Origin of the sequence: Sphingopyxis sp. (genome assembly GCF_036261875.1) — a bacterium.
In the GTDB taxonomy this organism is placed as follows: Bacteria; Pseudomonadota; Alphaproteobacteria; order Sphingomonadales; family Sphingomonadaceae; genus Sphingopyxis.
On sequence record NZ_DATAJZ010000022.1, the window covers coordinates 20,711 to 37,269 of the forward strand.

Here is a 16,559-nt window from a genome sequence, read left to right on the forward strand (position 1 = left end):
TCATCTCTAACCCGCGCATGGCATCGCGCAAGCCTTCTTGGCGCGGCGGCACAACGGTGGCAGACTGGGGCCATGCAGTTCATCGACCTCTCGATCCCGATCACCAACGACGTCGTTTCCGACCCGCCGGTGATGCGTCCGCAGATCACCTACATGACCCACGAAAACACGTGGGAGCAGATCGCGATGTTCTTCCCCGGGCTGACGAAGGACGACCTTCCCGACGGCGAGGGCTGGGCGGTCGAAAGCCTGACGCTCAGCACCCATAACGGCACGCACATGGACGCGCCGTGGCATTTCCATTCGACGACCGACAGCGGCGCGAGTGCGGCGCCGAGCATCGACGAGGCGCCGCTCGACCTCTTTTTCCGCCCCGGCGTGAAGCTCGATTTCTCGGATCGCCCCGCGGGCCATGTCGTGAGCGGTGCCGAGGTCGAGGCCGAACTCGCGCGCATCGGGCACGCGCTCCAGCCGCTCGACATCGTGCTCGTCCAGTCGGGCGCGGTCTATGGCACCGAATATTTCACCGACCAGGGCTGCGGCATGGGCGCCGAGGCGACGCTTTACCTGACGGAGCGCGGGGTAAAGGTCGTCGGCACCGACGCGTGGAGTTGGGACGCGCCGTTCAGCCACACCGCAAAGCGCTGGGCCGAGACGCACGACCCGTCGATCATCTGGGAAGGCCACAAAGCGGGGCGGATCAGGCCCTATTACCAGATCGAAAAGCTGACCAACCTTGCGGCGTTGCCGCCCACCGGCTGGACGCTCTCCTGCTTCCCGGTGAAGATCGAACGCGCCAGCGCGGGGTGGATCCGGGCGGTGGCGCTGGTAGCATAAAATGCGCCGCCAGTTGCGTGGGCTTTTTGGGACTGCACCGCTTCACCAATCTCGTCATCCCGGCGAAGGCCGGGATCTCACCCTATTGGTATGACGCACCGGCGAGATCCCGGCCTTCGCCGGGATGACGGAATTCGCTCGAAACCCGCCAGTCCCCAGCGGCGCCGTTCGTCGATTGCCACTGGAAAGTTGCATCTGAAACCTTAGGGTCGCGGCAACAGAACCGATCACCGGGGGACTATCCATGACCATTGCCGAAGCGACGCCCGATTTCGAGGCGGACCGCAGCGACCGCGCCTTTCTGGGCCATCCGAAAGGGCTCGGCTATCTCGCCTTCGTCGAGGGGTGCGAGCGCTTTTCCTATTATTCGATGCAGACATTGCTCGTCCTCTACATGGTCAAATATCTGCTGCTGCCCGAACATGCGGGCGGCGTGGTCGGGCTCGAAGCCCTGCGCGGCTGGTATGGCGGGATCGACGGTCAGCCCTTCGCGTCGAAGATTTTCGGCGACTATACCTCGCTCGTCTATCTGACCCCGATCCTCGGCGGGCTGATCGCCGACCGCTGGCTCGGGCGGCGGACGACGCTGATCCTCGGCGGCCTGTTCATGGCGGCAGGCCATTTCCTGATGGCATTCGAGGGCGCCTTCCTCTTCGCCCTGCTCGCGCTGATCGTCGGGGTCGGGCTGTTCAAGGGCAATATCGCGAGCCAAGTCGGCGAGCTCTATGGGCCGAGCGACCTCCGCCGCGCGATGGCGTTCCAGATCTTCTATATCGCGATCAACGTCAGCGTGATCGCTGCGCCGCTGATCTCGGGCACGCTCGGTGAAAAGGTCGGCTGGCACTGGGGTTTCGGCACCGCGGGCGTGGTGATGGTGCTCGGCCTGATCCTCTACATCATGGCGGGACCGTGGCTGCCCGCCGATAATCGGCCCGGGAAAAACACCGAGGCGAAGGCCGCCGAACCGATGACGCGGCAGGACGGGCTGCGCGTCCTCGCCGTGATCGTGCTGGTGCCGGTGATGGCGGTCGCGCTGCTCACCAATCAGGAGATCTTCAACGCCTATCTGGTCTGGGCCGACCAGCATTTCCAGCTCACCTTCTTCGGCACCACCCTGCCGACGAGCTGGATGATCACGATCGACGCCGCCGCCAGCTTCTCGATGCTCGCCGCGGTCGCCGCTTTCTATGTCTGGTACGGCAAGCGCCACCGCGAGCCCGACGAGCTTGGCAAGATGATCATCGGCAGCGTCTTCACCATCGCCGGCGGGCTCTGTCTGGTCATGGCGGCGGCGACGCAGGGCGGCGGCAAGATCGGGCTGTTCTGGCCGGTGATGTTCCATCTGCTCAACAGCATCGGCTTTGCGCACATCCTGCCGGTGAGCCTCGCGCTCTTCACCAAGCTGGCGCCGAAGGCGCTCAACGCGACGATCGTCGGCATCTATTATCTGGCCTTCTTCGGCGCGAACAAGGTCGTCGGCGAGGTCGGCACCTGGTATTCGTCGATGCCGACGACCAGCTTCTGGCTGTTCCACGTCGCGACCGCCGCGGTCGGGCTGGTCGCGTTCATCCTGTTCAAGCTGTTCCTGGCGAAGCGGTTGATGGGGAAGGCGGAGACTGTCACCTGATTTCGTCATGCCGGGCTTGATCCGGCATCCCGCTTCTTGTCGCGGACGATCATCAGCGGGACCCCGGATCAAGTCCGGGGTGACGATGGCTAGAACAATCGCGACCCGTTGGGCACCACGCGGTCGGGCGCGAAGAGGATCACCTCGCCCGCCTCGTCCGCGAAGCCGAGGGTCAGCACCTCCGACATGAATTTGCCGATCTGGTGCGGCGGGAAATTGACCACCGCCGCGACCTGCCGCCCCGGCAATTCCGCAAGGCCATAGCGCGCGACGATCTGTGCGCTGCTCTTCCTGACGCCGATCGCCGGGCCGAAGTCAATCTTCAGCTTGAACGCCGGCTTGCGTGCCTCGGGAAAGGGTTCGGCCTCGACGATCGTGCCGATGCGGATGTCGACGCGGAGGAAATCGTCGAAGGCGATGGGGTCGGCCGCAGGGGCTGCGGCGTCGTGATTCAGGTGCATTCCAACTCTCCGTCATTCCCGCGCAGGCGGGAATCCAGCTTCAACGTCGCTGCCTTAGCTGGATTCCCGCCTGCGCGGGAATGACGAAAGTGGGTTATTCCATCTCCAAGATCACCGCGTCGACCGCCAGGCTGTCGCCCTGCGCCGCGTTGACAGTCTTCACCACGCCCGTCTTTTCGGCGCGGAGGATATTCTCCATCTTCATCGCCTCGACCGTCGCGAGCGGCTGACCCGCCTCGACCGCGTCGCCTTCGCCGACATGCAGCGCGACGAGCAGCCCCGGCATCGGGCAGATGAGGAACTTCGACAGATCAGGCGGGATCTTCTCGATCATGTGCGTCGCGAGCGGCGCGACGTGCCACGGCAGCACGCGCACATCATGGATGGCCCCGCGCGTCGTCATGCGCCAGCCGGTGCGCGTCTTCGCGACCTTCACCGCCAGCTCGCTACCGTCGATCTCCGCGACCACCAGCCGGTCGCCCGGCGTATATTCGAGCGCGATGTCGATCTTTTCGCCATCGACCTTAATATGCTTGTGGCCCAGCTTCACCTTGTGGCTCGCGCCGCCGATCGTCACCTGCCATTTCGCGGGCGGGTCGAGCCGGTCGCCGAGCTGGCCGTCGGTGCGCCGCGCGCGGTCGGCCTCAGCGCTTGCCATGAAGCCCGCGATGGCCGCGAGCGTGCGCGTCACCGCTTCGTCGGTCGGCGCGCCGTGGAAGCCTTCCGGATATTCTTCGGCGATGAAGCCCGTCGTCAGCTCGCCCGAGCGGAAACGCGGATGCTGCATGATCGCCGAGACGAAATCGATATTGTGGCCGAGCCCTTCGAGTTCGAAGCGGTCGAGCGCCGCGACCTGCAGGTCGGCCGCCTCGTCGCGCGTCTTGCCCCAGGTGATCAGCTTGGCGATCATCGGGTCGTAGAAGATCGACACCTCGCCGCCGTCATAGACGCCGTCATCGACGCGCACGCCGTCGACCCCGCGGCGCCCGTTCTCGGCGCCGTCGTCGGTCCAGCCCGGCACCGGCGGCTTGTAGCGCGTCAGCCGCCCCGTCGAGGGCAGGAAGCCGCGATAGGGGTCCTCGGCATAGACGCGGTTCTCGATCGCCCAGCCGTCGATCTTGATATCGTCCTGCGACATGGGCAGCTTTTCGCCCGCCGCGACGCGGATCATCTGTTCGACCAGATCGATGCCGGTGATCGCTTCGGTCACCGGATGCTCGACCTGAAGCCTGGTGTTCATTTCGAGGAAGTAGAAGCTCTCGCCCGTCGGATCGGCGCCCGAGACGATCAGTTCGACCGTGCCCGCGCTGTAATAGCCGACCGCCTTCGACAGCGCGACGCACTGCTCGCCCATCGCCTTGCGCATCTTTTCGGTGACGAAGGGCGACGGCGCTTCCTCGACCACCTTCTGGTGGCGGCGCTGGATCGAGCATTCGCGCTCGTTGAGGTAAAGGATGTTGCCGTGCTGGTCGCCAAGGATCTGGATCTCGATGTGGCGCGGGTTGAGGATGAACTTCTCGATGAAGACGCGGTCGTCACCGAAACTGTTCAGCCCCTCGCGCTTGACGCTCTCGAAGCCTTCGCGGACGTCCTTCTCGTCATAGGCGAGGCGCATCCCCTTGCCGCCGCCGCCTGCCGACGCCTTCATCATCACCGGATAGCCGATCTCGTTGGAAATCTCGACGGCATGCTCGGTGTCGCGGATTTCGCCGACGAAGCCGGGGACGACGTTGACGCCTGCTTCCTTGGCGAGCTTCTTCGACTCGATCTTGTCGCCCATCGCGGCGATCGCGTTCACCGGCGGGCCGATGAAGGCGATATTTTCCTTGGCCAGCGCCTCGGCGAAGCTGGTGCGCTCCGACAGGAAGCCATAGCCCGGATGCACAGCCTCGGCGCCCGTCGCCTTGCAGGCTTCGATGATCTTGTCGGCGATCAGATAGGATTCGGACGCGGGCGACGGTCCGATATGCACCGCTTCGTCGGCCATCCGCACGAAGGGCGCGCGCGCGTCGGCGTCCGAATAGACGGCGACGGTCGCGATGCCCATGCGGCGCGCGGTCTTGATGACGCGGCAGGCGATTTCGCCACGATTGGCGATCAGGATTTTCTTAAACACTAGAACCCCACTTCTTCAAAAGAAAACGGTGAAACGCTCGTTCGACGAAAGGTGTGATCACCACCCAAAGTACGATCGCCGGCCAAATCGTCCAAAGCGTCACTTCTTCATCGCCATCGCTTCCTCTCAAAAGGAAGGCGGCCGCCAACAGGGTCAACAGCAGCATGATCGCCGTAACCGTTACCGCGGAGGCAATGCGTAACAACGCGGCCCGCTTCCATGTCACTCCGCCGCCTCCATCCGCATCGGCTCCTCGCTCTCCATCGGCCGCAGCCCCAGCTTCGCGAACAGCGCGGCGTCGGCGCCGTCTCCCCGGTTGCCCGTGGTCAGCAGCTTGTCGCCGGTGAAGATGCTGTTCGCGCCCGCCATGAAGCAGAGCGCCTGCGTCGCTTCCGACATGCTCTCGCGGCCCGCCGACAGGCGGACCATCGACTTCGGCATGGTGATGCGCGCGACCGCGACGGTGCGGACGAATTCGATGTCGTCGATCTTCGCCAGCGGCGTGTCGGCCAGCATGTCGCCAAGCACCGTCCCCTTCACCGGAACCAGCGCGTTGATCGGAACGCTGCCCGGATGCTCCGGCAGCGTCGCGAGCGCGTGGACGAAGCCGACGCGATCTTCGCGCGTCTCGCCCATGCCGACGATCCCGCCCGAGCAGACGTTGATCCCCGCCGCGCGCACTTCCTCCAGCGTGTCGAGCCGGTCCTGAAAGGTGCGGGTCGAGATGATATTGCCGTAATTCTCCGGGCTCGTGTCGATATTATGGTTGTAATAGTCGAGCCCCGCGACCGCGAGCGTCTGCGCCTGCTCCTTGGTGAGCATCCCCAGCGTCATGCAGGTTTCCATGCCCATTTGGCGCACGCCCTCGATCATCTCGACGATCGCGGGCATGTCGCGGTCCTTGGGGTTGCGCCACGCCGCGCCCATGCAGAAACGCTGCGAGCCCGCATCCTTCGCCTCGGCCGCCGCCTGCAGCACCGCGCGCACGTCCATCAGCTTGGTCGCCTTGAGCCCCGTCTCGGCGTGCGCCGACTGCGAGCAATAACCGCAATCCTCGGCGCAGCCGCCGGTCTTGATGCTGAGCAAGGTGCAAAGCTGAACCTCCCCGCGCGCGTGGTGGCGGCGATGGACGCCCTGCGCCTCCCACATCAATTCGTCGAACGGCATGTCGAACAGCGCGGCGATCTCCTCGCGCGTCCAGTCGGTGCGCGGCGCCTCGTCATCGATGGCAAAGTTCATGCTCGGTCCCTTCGTCATTTGCAGAAGCGCTGGCGCGCCGCGAGATAGAGTTGATAGGGCGGGGTTTCGCCATAGAGCGGCTCGAACCTTTCCCCGGCCCACGCCTTGCGGTCGGCGAAGCGGACACGCACGACGCGCCGGTCGGCCGCGTCGCCGTAGGTTCCGACGTCATAGAGAATGAGGCCGATGTCCGCCTTCGGATCGACGCAATTGAAGCTGATCAGCCCCTTGTTCACATATTTCTCGGCCGTCTCGACATAGACGTCGCGCCAGCCGCCATCGGACTTTTCGAGGCGGCCGAGCCAGGTGGTGTAATAGACGTCGTCGAATTGCTGCGTGTAGAGCCGTTCGACCGTGATGCCCGGACGATATTCGCTCGGCTGCCCCGCATCCTTCGCAAGTGCGGGCGATGCGGCTGCGAGGACCGCCAGCGCGACGAGGGCCGAACGCAGGCTCACGCGGCGGCCTCCAGTGCCTGCGCCAGATCGGCGATGATGTCGTCGATATGTTCGATGCCCACCGACACGCGCACCACGTCGGGGCCGGCGCCGGTTTCGATCAGATCGACCTCCGAAAGTTGGCTGTGCGTGGTCGAGGCGGGGTGGATGATCAGCGAGCGCGTGTCGCCGAGATTGGCGAGATGACTGAACAGCTTGACCGACGAGACGAGCTTGACCCCCGCGTCATACCCGCCCTTCAGCCCGAAAGTGAACACCGCGCCACCGCGGCCGCCGAGGTAGCGTTTGGCGAGCGCATGATAGGGATCGTCCTCCAGCCCGGCATAGGAAACCCAATCGACCTTCGGGTGCGCGCGCAGCCATTTCGCGAGCGCCAGCGCATTGTCGCAATGCCGGTCCATACGCAGCGCCAGCGTCTCCATGCCGGTGAGCGCGAGGAACGCGTTCATCGGCGCGAGCGCCGGCCCCAGGTCGCGCAGGCCAAGCGTGCGCGCGGCAAGGATGAAGGCGAGCGGCCCGAACGCCTCGGTATATTTGAGCCCGTGATAGGATGCATTGGGTTCGCTCAGCGTCGGATATTTTCCGCCCTTCGCCCAATCGAACGATCCTGCATCGACGATCACCCCGCCGATCGCATTGCCATGGCCGTTGAGGAATTTGGTCGTCGAATGGACGACGATGTCGGCGCCATGCTCGATCGGGCGGCACAGCATCGGGGTCGCCATCGTGTTGTCGACGATCAGCGGCACCCCGGCATCATGCGCGACCTTCGCGATCGCCTCGATATCCTGCACGACACCGCCGGGGTTGGCGAGGCTTTCGATGAACACCGCGCGGGTGTTCTCGTTGATCGCCGCCGCGACATTGTCTGCGTCGTCAGCATCGACGAAATGCGTCGTCCACGCCATCTTGCGAAAGCTCTGGCCGAGCTGGTTCTGCGACCCGCCATAGAGCTTGCGCGCCGCAACGATCTCGCAGCCCGGCTCCATCAGCGTGTGAAACGCGAGGAACTGCGCAGCGTGGCCCGACGCCACCGCCAGCGCCGCCTGCCCGCCCTCCAGCGCTGCAATCTTGCCCTCGAGCGCGCCGTTGGTCGGGTTCATGATCCGGGTATAGATATTCCCGAACTCTTCCAGATTGAACAGGCGCGAGGCATGTTCGACACTGTCGAAGACATAGGAGGAGGTCTGATAGATCGGGGTGATCCGCGCCTTGGTCGTCGGATCGGGCGCGGTCCCGGCGTGGATGGTCAGCGTTTCGGGCTTTTGTCCGGTCATGCGGGAAGGCCTTTCAGGAAAAGATAGAGAAATGCGCCAACGCCAAGCGACAGCGCGATCGGGGCGCCCACGCGATAGAAGGTCAGCCATTTGGCCTTGATCTCTCCCGTCGCCTTTTGGCGGACGATTTCACTGGTCCCGCTGAAGGCGAGCAGCGCGGCGATGCCGACCAGCGCAACGACGGCGATCATCGATTCCTTCGAAGCCTTGGCCTCGCCAGCCGCCGTCGAGATCGCAAGCACCCCGCCCAGCGTCAGGATCGACAGCGAGGTCAGATGCTTGAAATAATCGTAGAGATAGGCCGAACTGTCGTGGAGTTCCGGCACCACCGCAACCTTCCCCTCATCGATATCGTCGCTCACGCGGCATCCTCCAGCGGCGGCATATTATGGCCGAGCAGGCGCAGCACGTCGGCGGCGCATTCGACCACGTTGCTGCCGGGGCCATAGATGCCCTGCACCCCCGCGTCGCGAAGATAATCATAGTCCTGCGGCGGGATGACGCCGCCCGCGATGACCTTGATGTCGGTGCGGCCCGCCTCGCGGAGCTTGGCGATGAGTTCGGGGATCAGCGTCTTGTGCCCAGCCGCGAGGCTCGATGCGCCGACGACGTCGACGCCGCTATCCAGCGCGAGCACGACGGTTTCCTCAGGTGTCTGGAACAACGGCCCGGACACGACGTCGAAGCCCATGTCGCCGAAGGCCGAGGCGATGACGTTGGCACCGCGGTCGTGACCATCCTGCCCCATCTTGGCGACGAGCAGCTTAGGCTTGCGCCCCATGCGCCGCTCGACCGCCGCGACGCCGTCGATCACCGCCTGCCAGCGCGGATCGCCCGCATAAGGCGCGGCATAGACGCCCTTCACCGGGGTCGGCTGGGTGCCGTAGCGGTCGAAGCTTTCTTCCATCGCCGACGAAATCTCGCCGAGCGTCGCGCGGGCACGCGCGGCTTCAACGGCGTGCGCGAGCAGATTGTTCTCGATCGACTGCTCGCCCGCCGCCGCCTTGCGCAGCGCGTCGAGCGCCGCCTGGCACGCCGCCTCGTCGCGGCTTGCCTTCATCTTGTTGATGCGGGCGATCTGCGCTTCGCGAACCTTGGTGTTGTCGACTTCGAGAGTTTCGAGCAAATCCTCGTTGGCGAGGCGATATTTGTTCACGCCCACGATCACATCGTCGCCGCGATCGACACGCGCCTGCCGCGCGGCGGCGGCGGTCTCGATCATCGCCTTGGGCCAGCCCGCGGCGACGGCCTTCGCCATGCCGCCTTCCTTTTCGACGCGCTCGATGATCTCCCACGCCTTGTCGACCAGTTCCTGCGTCAGCGCCTCGACATAGTAGGAGCCGCCGAGCGGATCGACGACCTTGGTCATCCCGGTTTCTTCCTGGATGACGATCTGGGTGTTGCGCGCGATGCGGGCCGAGAAATCGGTCGGCAGTGCGATCGCCTCATCGAGCGCGTTGGTGTGTAGCGACTGGGTGCCACCCAGCATCGCCGCCATCGCCTCGATCGTCGTGCGCATGACATTGTTGTAGGGATCCTGCTCGGTCAGCGAGACACCCGAGGTCTGGCAGTGGGTGCGCAGCATCTTCGACCGCTCGTCCTTGGCGCCGAGGTTGGTCATCACCCGGTGCCACAGCACGCGCGCGGCGCGCAACTTGGCGATCTCCATGAAGAAATTCATGCCGATCGCGAAGAAGAAGGACAGGCGCCCGGCGAACTTGTCGATATCGAGGCCCGAGGCGACGCCGTAGCGTACATATTCAGCGCCGTCGGCGATGGTAAAGGCCAGCTCCTGCACCTGCGTCGCGCCGGCTTCCTGCATATGATAGCCGGAGATGGAGATGCTGTTGAACTTGGGCATCTCGCGCGACGTGTAGCCGAAAATGTCCGAGATGATCCGCATCGAGGGTTCGGGCGGATAGATATAGGTGTTGCGGACCATGAACTCCTTGAGGATGTCGTTCTGAATGGTCCCGTCGAGCAATTTGCGCTCGACCCCCTGCTCCTCGCCCGCGACGATGAAGAAGGCGAGGATCGGGATCACCGCGCCGTTCATCGTCATGCTGACCGACATCTGGTCGAGCGGGATGCCGTCAAAGAGGATCTTCATATCCTCGACGCTGTCGATCGCGACCCCCGCCTTCCCCACGTCGCCGACGACGCGCGGGTGGTCGCTGTCATAACCGCGGTGGGTAGCAAGGTCGAAAGCGACAGACAGGCCCTTCTGCCCCGCCGCGAGGTTGCGGCGATAGAAGGCATTCGATTCCTCGGCGGTCGAAAAGCCCGCATATTGCCGGATCGTCCACGGCCGCCCCGCATACATCGACGCGCGCACGCCGCGGGTGAACGGCGCGAAACCGGGCAGGCCGGGGTCGGCGGCCACGTCCTCGGCCGTGTAGAGCGGCTTGACGTCGATCCCCTCGGGCGTGTGCCAGCTGAGGTCCTTGCCCTTCACTTCCTTCTCGGCGGCGGCGGCCCATTGGTCGAGGGTCGGTTTGTCGGTCATATGCAGTCTCTTGTTCCTTTTCCCTCTCCCCTTGAGGGAGAGGGATGCGAAGACTTGGCGGCTTTGCCGCCTAGTCGTAGCTGGGAGAGGGGTCGCGAGCCGTAGGCTCGCCCATCGACCCCTCTCCAAGTTCCGGTAGGGGACAAGTCCCCAACCTCCTCTTTCCTCTCCCTCAAGGGGAGAGGAGAAAAATCAGTGTCCCTTCGGCGTCTCCATGATCTCGGTCAGCACCCCGCCCATGTCGCGCGGATGGACGAAGAAGATCAGCGTCCCATGCGCCCCGATCCGCGGTTCGCCCAGCACGCGCTTTCCTTGTCCCTCGAACGCGGCCTTGGCGGCGTGAATGTCGGGCACTTCATAGCACATATGATGCTGCCCCCCCGCCGGGTTCTTTTCGAGGAAGCCCGCGATCGACGTGTTGCCCGGCAACGGCTCGACCAGCTCGATCTGCGTGCCGTTCAAAGCGCCATCGGCGCCGGGCGTATCGACGAAGCAGACTTTGACGCCCTGATCGGGCAGGTCGAACGGCTCGTGAATTTTCGTCGCGCCCATCACGTCGCGGTAAAAAACGATGCTGTCGGCGATCGACGACGTCGCGACGCCGATATGGTTGAGGCGGCCTAGTTTCACGGCTTCCAATCCTTCACTTCCTGTCTGATCGACACGATCAGCTTGTCATAAACCGAGTTCATGAAATCGCGTCCTTCCCTTGGCGTATCGAACGAGACTTCGACCCCCAACCCATCGTTGATCGCCGGACGCGGATCGGCATTGCTTCCCTCGACTCCATTCCAATTCCACCATTGGCGCGCGATCGATTGGCGCTGTTCCAAGCCATGCTCGGAAATGGCCAAATCGACGGCGGCTTCGGACGTTCCACTATCATCTGGCCAATCCTGATGCAGATAGGCCGCAAGAAATTGATACAGATCGGGCCAACGCTCCTGCGCATCGATACGGCGTTGTCGCGTGGCCCGTCCCATGTCCGCCTCAGCAACCCGCAACCTGGTCCTTGCCGACCAGCGCATATTTGCCATCCTTCAGCACATATTGCTGCTTGAACGACCGCGTACCGGTGTAGGCGACGGTAAAGCTCTTGTCGGGAACGGCGGCGGCGATCTGCCCGTCATAGGTCTGTTCGGTCTGACCGATCCCGGCGCCCGAACTCATCGAATCGGTGAAACCGCCGCGATCGACGGGGCCATCGGGGGTCAGTTCGGTCACGACCGCCGTGCCGATCGCGCAGCCCTGCCACACGCCGCCGCCTTCGGTGACCAGATAGAGGTTGCGGCCGAGCAGGCTGGTAAAGGCCCAGCTCGTCGCGCCATTCCCCACGGTGCCGACCGCGCCGACGTCGATCCATTCGCCCTGCTTGACCCAGCCCGTCGGGCTCGATTTCAGATAATGGATCGCGTTGAGCCCGCCCTCGCTATGCCCCGCATCGTCGAGCCCGCCGACGCTCAGCAGCACGCCGGTATTATCTTCGAGCAGATGGATCGCGACGGGACGGAAATGATAGGTGCGATCGTCGATCATCCGCTCGGCCTCCGCCTTGGCGCCTTTCGGAAGCGCGAAGGCAGCGCGGAACGCGGCGTCGATCGTCGTATCCTCGTCATCGCCGAGCACGACCGGAAACGCTTCCTTTGTCGCCCCGACCGGCGTGTCGGGATCGAACGCCGATGCGGCGGGCGCGGCCAGCAGGGCCGGAGCCATCAGAAGAGCGAGAAAGGCGTTACGCATTTTCAAACCTCATTGGAAAATCAAGACCATCGCGGCAACCTAGCCGCTTGCTGCTCTTGCCTCCAGCCCGGCGCATCGGATGTGCCGGTCGTCACAATCGAACTCGCCGGCTTCGTCATGCCGGACTTGATCCGGCATCCATTCCTCCGGCGCCGGGAGAATGGACCCCGGATCAAGTCCGGGGTGACGACAGGGATCACAGTGGAATATTATCGTGCTTCTTCCACGGGTTTTCGAGCTGCTTGTTCCGCAGCTTCCGCAAGCCCAGCGCGATCCGCCGCCGCGTCGAGTGCGGATAGATCACCTCGTCGATATAACCGCGCTGCGCCGCCACAAACGGGTTGGCGAAGCGGTCCTCATATTCCTTCGTCCGCTCGGCGATCTTTTCGGGGTCGCCGATGTCGCTGCGGAAGATGATCTCGACCGCGCCCTTCGCGCCCATCACCGCGATTTCGGCGGTCGGCCACGCATAGTTCAAATCGCCGCGCAGATGCTTCGACGCCATCACGTCGTATGCGCCGCCATAGGCCTTGCGCGTGATCACCGTGATTTTGGGCACCGTCGCCTCGGCATAGGCGAACAGCAGCTTCGCGCCATGCTTGATGATGCCGTTATATTCCTGCGCGGTGCCGGGCAGGAAGCCCGGGACGTCGACGAAGGTGATGATCGGAATCTCGAACGCGTCACAGAAGCGGACGAAGCGCGCCGCCTTCTTCGACGAATTGATGTCGAGCACGCCCGCGAGCACCAGCGGCTGGTTGGCGACGATGCCGACCGTGCGCCCCTCGATGCGCCCGAAACCACAGATGATGTTGCCCGCGTGCGCCGGCTGCACCTCGAAGAAATCGCCCTCGTCGACCGTCTTGCGGATCAGCTCGTGCATGTCATAGGGCTGGTTCGCGTTCGGCGGGATCAGCGTGTCGAGACTCATTTCGGCGCGGTCGTAAGGATCGCTCGTCGGTCGGGCCGGGACGCCGCTGCGGTTGTTCTCGGGCAGATAATCGAAGAAATCGCGCGCCGCGAGCAGCGCCTCGATATCGTTCTCGAACGCCAGATCGGCGACCGAGCTTTTCGTCGTGTGGGTGATCGCGCCGCCGAGTTCCTCCTGCGTCACCACCTCGTTGGTCACGGTCTTCACGACATCGGGGCCGGTGACGAACATATAGCTGCTATCCTTCACCATGAAGATGAAGTCGGTCATCGCGGGCGAATAGACCGCACCGCCCGCGCACGGCCCCATGATCAGGCTGATCTGCGGCACGACGCCGCTCGCGAGCACGTTGCGCTGGAACACGTCGGCATAGCCGCCGAGCGACGCGACGCCTTCCTGGATGCGCGCGCCGCCGCTGTCGTTGAGGCCGATCACCGGCGCGCCGACCAGCATCGCCTTTTCCATCACCTTGCAGATTTTCTCGGCATGGCGCTTCGACAGCGAGCCGCCGAAGACGGTGAAATCCTGACTGAAGACATAGACGAGGCGGCCGTTGATCGTCCCCGATCCGGTGACGACGCCATCGCCCGGAATTTTCTGATCCTGCATCCCGAAATCGACGCAATCATGCTCGACATAGGTGTCGAGTTCCTCGAACGAGCCATGATCGAGCAGCACATCGAGCCGCTCGCGCGCGGTCAGCTTGCCCTTGGCGTGCTGCGCGTCGATGCGCTTTTGTCCGCCCCCAAGGGCAGCGGCGGCGCGGCGGGCTTCCATTTCGGTGATATTGGCGGACATGCGGCTCTCCAACAGATATTCGACCGTCGCCTGCCCGCATTATGCCGCCGATGCAAATGTGAATTTGCAAAGTTGCAAAGTATAAGTTTGCAAATTAATAGCTCTCTCCCCTTGCGGGAGAGAAAGGCTTGGCTTGGCGACTTGTCGCCTAGCAAGTCTTGAGAGGGGGCTCCCCTCTCCAACTCCGGCTAGGCGGCTTCGCCGCCAAGCCTCCATATCCTCTCCCGCAAGGAGAGAGGAGAAGGTTTTGACCCGCCAACGCATCTTTGCCGGAAGCCGCTTGCGCCAGCTTCGCCACGACCGCGGCCTCCGCCAGGCCGATTTCGCCGTGACGCTCGGCATCTCGACTTCCTATCTCAGCCAGATCGAGCATGACGACCGCCCGCTGACCCCGGCGCTGCTCGACCGCTTGCAAAAGCTTTTCCCCCTTGAATGGGAGGAGGTCGCCGCCGACGCCGGCGACCGCCGCGCCGGGGCGCTGCGCGAGGCCGCGGCCGATCCGCTGTTCGCGGCATCGCCGCTGGCGCCCGAGCAGCTCGAACGCGCGGCACTGCAGCAGCCGCATCTTGCCGACCAGTTCGTCGCGCTCCACGCCGCCTACCGCCGCGCGGGACAGCGGCTCCAGATCATCGACGAAGCGCTGACCGGCGGCACCGCCGAAGGCAGCCGCCTGCCGTGGGAGGAGGTGCGCGACTGGTTCCACGATGCGGGCAATTATGTCGACAGCATCGACCGCGCTGCAGAAACGCTGGCAAAGGGCCTGCGCGGCGGCGCATCCTCGCCCGCGATCGAAACGATCGAACGGCGGCTGCGCGATGCGCTCGGCATCTCGATCGTCTATAATCAGGCGCAGGCCTTGCGCGACTATGACGCGACGATGCGCCACCTCGTCATCGATCCGTCGCAGCCATCCGAAAGCCGCCGCTTCCAGCTCGCGCACCAACTCGCGGCGCTCGCGCTCGCGGGCGAGATCGCGACGGTGGTCGAGGCGTCGCCGCTGCGCACCGCGGCGGCAAGGCAGCTCCTGCATGTCGGGCTCGCCAACTATGCCGCGGGCGCGGTGCTGATGCCCTATGGCCCGTTCCGCGCCAGTGCGCGCGCGGTGCGCCACGATATCGACCGGCTGCGGCTCGAATATGGCGTCAGCTTCGAACAGGCGTGTCATCGCCTCTCGACGCTCCAGCGTCCCGGCGCGCGCGGCATCCCGATGTTCTTCTGCCGCGTCGACATGGCGGGCAACATCACCAAGCGCCACAGCGCCACGCGCCTGCAATTCGCGCGCTTCGGCGGCGCCTGCCCCTTGTGGGTCGTCCACGAGGCGGCGGCGATCCCCGACCGCATCCTGTTCCAGCTTGCCGAAACGCCCGACGGCCTGCGCTATGTGTCAATGGCGAAGGGGCTGGTGAAGCCGTCGGGCAGCTATGCGCGGAGCCCGCGCCGCTATGCCGTCGCCTTGGGGTGCGAGGCGCAATATGCCGGTGATTTCGTCTATGCCGATGGGGTCGATGTCGATGCGCCGCAGGCAGCGGCGCGCATCGGCCTGTCGTGCCGCATTTGCCCGCGCGACGATTGCGACCAGCGCGCTTTCCCGCCGAGCGACCGCCCGATCCTGGTCGACCCCGACCGGCGCGGGGTGGTGCCTTACCGCATCGGTTAGGGCGCGATCACCAGCTCGGTATCGAGGAAATCGAGGAAGGCGCGGATACGCGCGGCGGCGCGGTCCTCCGGCGCGTAGAGCGCGTGTATATCCTCGCCATCGCCGGAGCTGTAGCCGGGCAGCACCTCGACGAGCCGCCCAGCGGCGATGTCCGGCGCGACGTGAAAATGCCCGTGTCGGGCGATCCCGCCGCCGGCGACCGCCATCTGCCGCACGACCTCGCCAGAATTGCCGAAGAAGCTGCCATGAACGGGTCGATGCACGATCCTGCCGGCGATCCGAAAGGGCCAAGTGTCGATCGAACGGCGAAAGCTGAACCGCAAGCAATCGTGCCTGTCGAGATCGTCGGGCGTTTGCGGGGTTCCGCGCCGCGCGAGATAGTCGGGGCTTGCGACCAGCAGCATCCGGCTGTGTCCGAGCTTCTTCGCGCGCAGCCGCGTATCGCGCAAGGGGCCGATACGGATCGCAACATCGGCGCGTTCCTCGACCAGGTCGACGATCGCGTCGGACAGGGTGAGATCGATGACGATGGCGGGATAGCGCTCGGCAAAGCGCGGCAGGATCGGCAGCAACCCCATCGCACCGATCGATGGCGAGGCATTGATCCGCAGCAGTCCGCGCGGCCCCTGCCCCTCCTGCCCCAGCCCCGCCTCGACCGACGCCATGTCGGCGAGCAACACGCTCATCCGCTCGCGATATACCTGTCCTTCGGTGGTCAGCGCCAGCGATCGCGTGGTCCGGCGCATCAGCGTGATGCCGAGGCGCTGTTCAAGCCGCGCGATGCTGCGGCTGACCGCCGATGGGGTTAACCGCAGCGCCTTCGCCGCCGCGGCAAGGCTGCCGCCGTTCGCTACCGCCAGAAAGGTCTCGATATCGCCGAATCGGTTGTCCATCGCCATTCCTGATTTTGGA

At 64.6% G+C, this 16,559-nt stretch carries 16 protein-coding genes; 3 read left to right on the plus strand and 13 right to left on the minus strand.

The window, feature by feature from the left end; all coding sequences use genetic code 11:
* The first annotated feature begins 72 nt into the window (after nt 1-72).
* Together VHO04_RS09415 and VHO04_RS09420 are read left to right on the plus strand one after the other, a co-directional pair.
* Nucleotides 73-837, plus strand: coding sequence for a cyclase family protein (locus VHO04_RS09415; protein WP_329628077.1), 765 nt, complete (start codon nt 73-75; stop codon nt 835-837).
* Between the two features lie 244 nt (nt 838-1,081).
* A complete protein-coding gene (locus VHO04_RS09420) occupies nt 1,082-2,464 on the plus strand; it encodes a peptide MFS transporter (protein WP_329628078.1) in 1,383 nt (460 codons plus the stop codon).
* A gap of 89 nt (nt 2,465-2,553) precedes the next feature.
* Here the strand turns inward: VHO04_RS09420 and VHO04_RS09425 are convergent, their stop codons facing one another.
* The 12 genes from VHO04_RS09425 to VHO04_RS09480 all read right to left on the minus strand — a co-directional run bounded on the left by VHO04_RS09425 (nt 2,554) and on the right by VHO04_RS09480 (nt 13,990).
* A complete protein-coding gene (locus VHO04_RS09425) occupies nt 2,554-2,925 on the minus strand; it encodes a tRNA-binding protein (RefSeq protein WP_329628079.1) in 372 nt (123 codons plus the stop codon).
* 94 nt (nt 2,926-3,019) lie between these two features.
* Nucleotides 3,020-5,041 (minus strand): acetyl/propionyl/methylcrotonyl-CoA carboxylase subunit alpha, encoded by a 2,022-nt coding sequence (locus VHO04_RS09430; protein ID WP_329628080.1) that lies wholly within the window; start codon nt 5,039-5,041, stop codon nt 3,020-3,022.
* The gene (locus VHO04_RS09435; protein ID WP_329628081.1) at nt 5,034-5,267 is read right to left on the minus strand and encodes a hypothetical protein; all 234 of its coding nucleotides are present in this window, start codon (nt 5,265-5,267) and stop codon (nt 5,034-5,036) included. Before VHO04_RS09435 ends, VHO04_RS09430 begins: the two co-directional genes overlap by 8 nt.
* On the minus strand, nt 5,264-6,280 hold the full coding sequence (gene bioB / locus VHO04_RS09440; RefSeq protein WP_329628082.1) for a biotin synthase BioB: 1,017 nt from the start codon (nt 6,278-6,280) through the stop codon (nt 5,264-5,266). The genes VHO04_RS09435 and bioB overlap by 4 nt, the downstream gene beginning before the upstream one ends.
* 14 nt (nt 6,281-6,294) lie before the next feature.
* Entirely contained in the window at nt 6,295-6,738 is a 444-nt protein-coding gene (locus VHO04_RS09445; RefSeq protein ID WP_329628083.1) for a hypothetical protein, read from the minus strand.
* On the minus strand, nt 6,735-8,015 hold the full coding sequence (locus VHO04_RS09450) for an O-acetylhomoserine aminocarboxypropyltransferase (protein WP_329628084.1): 1,281 nt from the start codon (nt 8,013-8,015) through the stop codon (nt 6,735-6,737). Before VHO04_RS09450 ends, VHO04_RS09445 begins: the two co-directional genes overlap by 4 nt.
* On the minus strand, nt 8,012-8,377 hold the full coding sequence (locus VHO04_RS09455) for a hypothetical protein (RefSeq protein ID WP_257549883.1): 366 nt from the start codon (nt 8,375-8,377) through the stop codon (nt 8,012-8,014). Before VHO04_RS09455 ends, VHO04_RS09450 begins: the two co-directional genes overlap by 4 nt.
* Entirely contained in the window at nt 8,374-10,521 is a 2,148-nt protein-coding gene (gene scpA, locus VHO04_RS09460) for a methylmalonyl-CoA mutase (protein WP_329628085.1), read from the minus strand. Before scpA ends, VHO04_RS09455 begins: the two co-directional genes overlap by 4 nt.
* A gap of 192 nt (nt 10,522-10,713) precedes the next feature.
* The gene (mce, locus tag VHO04_RS09465; RefSeq protein ID WP_329628086.1) at nt 10,714-11,151 is read right to left on the minus strand and encodes a methylmalonyl-CoA epimerase; all 438 of its coding nucleotides are present in this window, start codon (nt 11,149-11,151) and stop codon (nt 10,714-10,716) included.
* Entirely contained in the window at nt 11,148-11,549 is a 402-nt protein-coding gene (locus VHO04_RS09470; protein ID WP_329628087.1) for a contact-dependent growth inhibition system immunity protein, read from the minus strand. Before VHO04_RS09470 ends, mce begins: the two co-directional genes overlap by 4 nt.
* A complete protein-coding gene (locus VHO04_RS09475) occupies nt 11,512-12,234 on the minus strand; it encodes a hypothetical protein (RefSeq protein ID WP_329628088.1) in 723 nt (240 codons plus the stop codon). Before VHO04_RS09475 ends, VHO04_RS09470 begins: the two co-directional genes overlap by 38 nt.
* Nucleotides 12,235-12,457: 223 nt before the next feature.
* Entirely contained in the window at nt 12,458-13,990 is a 1,533-nt protein-coding gene (locus VHO04_RS09480) for an acyl-CoA carboxylase subunit beta (protein ID WP_329628089.1), read from the minus strand.
* A 247-nt stretch (nt 13,991-14,237) separates the two neighbouring features.
* Here VHO04_RS09480 and VHO04_RS09485 point away from each other — a divergent pair, with 247 nt between their 5' ends.
* A complete protein-coding gene (locus tag VHO04_RS09485) occupies nt 14,238-15,647 on the plus strand; it encodes a helix-turn-helix domain-containing protein (protein ID WP_329628090.1) in 1,410 nt (469 codons plus the stop codon).
* On the opposite strand, the gene VHO04_RS09490 is transcribed toward VHO04_RS09485, so the two are convergent.
* A complete protein-coding gene (locus VHO04_RS09490) occupies nt 15,644-16,540 on the minus strand; it encodes a LysR substrate-binding domain-containing protein (protein ID WP_329628091.1) in 897 nt (298 codons plus the stop codon). The two genes, VHO04_RS09485 and VHO04_RS09490, sit on opposite strands and share 4 nt — an antisense overlap.
* Nucleotides 16,541-16,559 lie beyond the last annotated feature (19 nt).